This is a genomic window from Nocardia panacis, from assembly GCF_003598715.1.
GTDB classification, from domain to species: domain Bacteria; phylum Actinomycetota; class Actinomycetes; order Mycobacteriales; family Mycobacteriaceae; genus Nocardia; species Nocardia panacis.
This window is the reverse complement of the sequence record NZ_QZFU01000048.1, coordinates 1-1,630: the sequence shown is the minus strand read 5'-3', so window position 1 is coordinate 1,630 and position 1,630 is coordinate 1. Positions and strand designations below refer to the sequence as shown.

The window sequence follows — 1,630 nt, the reverse complement described above, 5'->3', positions numbered from 1 at the left end:
TTAGTTTCCCCTGAAAAAGTCAGGGTGTTTTGAGCATAATTAAAAGGAATTCAGCACCTCAAAATGGAAATTGTTATTGTCGAGATAACAAAGTTCCACACCCCGAGGGAAGAATTCCTTTGCTATAGGAGTTCAACAGAAGCCCTCGGGAATCCTTCCAAGAGGTGAAGAAAATGTTGAAACTTCGAGACGAGCAATTGACCATCTGGGATGCCATTCTCCCGGAATCTGTTAGAAAGTTGCCGGTCGAGCTTGCAATCATAGATCAATTACTGGACGACGACCGTTTTCTTCAACCGTTTACTGAGTTGCACCCGAAAGGCAAGAAAAGCGGCCGTCCTACGCTTGCAATTGAAAAGTACATCCGTCTTATGGTCCTGAAGCATAAATACAATTTGGGCTACGAGTCACTCGTGAAGGAAGTCGGTGACAGCATCACATGGCGAATGTTCTGCCGGTTTGCCATCGACGAACCGATGCCCGACCCGTCTACGCTCATCTATGCCCGCAAACGCTACGGCGACAAGATCGTCGAAGACATCAATGCCGCACTCGTAAAGCAGTGTGAGGAAAAAGCCGTTCTGAAAACCCGCAAATTGCGCACGGATACGACGGTTGTGGAATCCGATATCCATCACCCGACAGACGCTACGCTGTTGCAAGATGGCGTAAAAGTCATCACTCGAACGATTCAGAAAATCCGGAAAGTCGCCTCCCACACTGTTCAAGGCTTTGAAGATCGTACGGCAGAAATCAAGGAAAAGATTCTGTCCATCGCGAAAGTTCTACGTCGCCGCACCCGTGAATCTTGGGAAGAAGTTGACCGGATCACTGGGAGCGTAATCGAAGTAGCCGAGAACGTTGTGAACAAGGCGCAAACCGTTATCGAGAAACTGCAAGACAAGGGCAAAGCTGCTCTTCGACAAAGTAAAACCAAACTGACCGAGGCGGTCACGCTAACCGGCAAGTTGTTGGAACAAGCCAAACAGGTCGTTTCCGGCAATCGAATCATCGCAGATCGGATCGTCAGTTTCTTTGACCCGGAAGCAAGACCGATTAAGAAAGGTAAGCTGGCCAAAGGAACTGAGTTCGGCTACAAGGTGCGAATCGACGAGACGGAAAGCGGCTTTGTGACCGGCTACGCTGTCTACGAGGGGAACCCCTCGGATGATGAACTGCTCGTTCCCGCTGTACAGGCGCATATCAAGCAATTCGGCAAAGCGCCGCAAGCTGTAGCGACCGACCGCGGTTTCTCAAGCAAGAAGAACGAAACGGCCATTACCGAACTTGGTGTGAAGCGAGCTAGCTTGCCGCGAAAGGGCAAAAAAGGCATTGCCCGATCCGAGTACGAAAACGAATTATGGTTCAAAGACTTGCAGCGTTACCGTGCAGCTGGAGAAGCGAAGATTAGTCTTCTCAAGCGGAAGTACGGTTTGAACCGCAGCAGGTATCGGGGCTTTGTCGGCTCAAAATGCTGGGTCGGCTTCGGGATTCTGACCCACAACCTGCAAAGAGCGGCAAAAATGCTCCAAAACTAACATGGAAACCGATCATTAGGGAAAGTTCCCCCTCACAACCCAGCCAGCAACCCGAAACTATTTTTGAAAATCGACTTTTTCAGGAGCAACTA

Annotated in this window: 1 protein-coding gene; it reads left to right on the top strand. The window is 49.7% G+C overall.

The genetic code is table 11. The annotated features are described in order from the left end of the window. The first annotated feature begins 173 nt into the window (after nt 1-173). Nucleotides 174-1,538 (top strand): ISNCY family transposase, encoded by a 1,365-nt coding sequence (locus D5S18_RS36755; RefSeq protein WP_074730239.1) that lies wholly within the window; start codon nt 174-176, stop codon nt 1,536-1,538. The last annotated feature ends 92 nt before the right edge of the window (nt 1,539-1,630 follow it).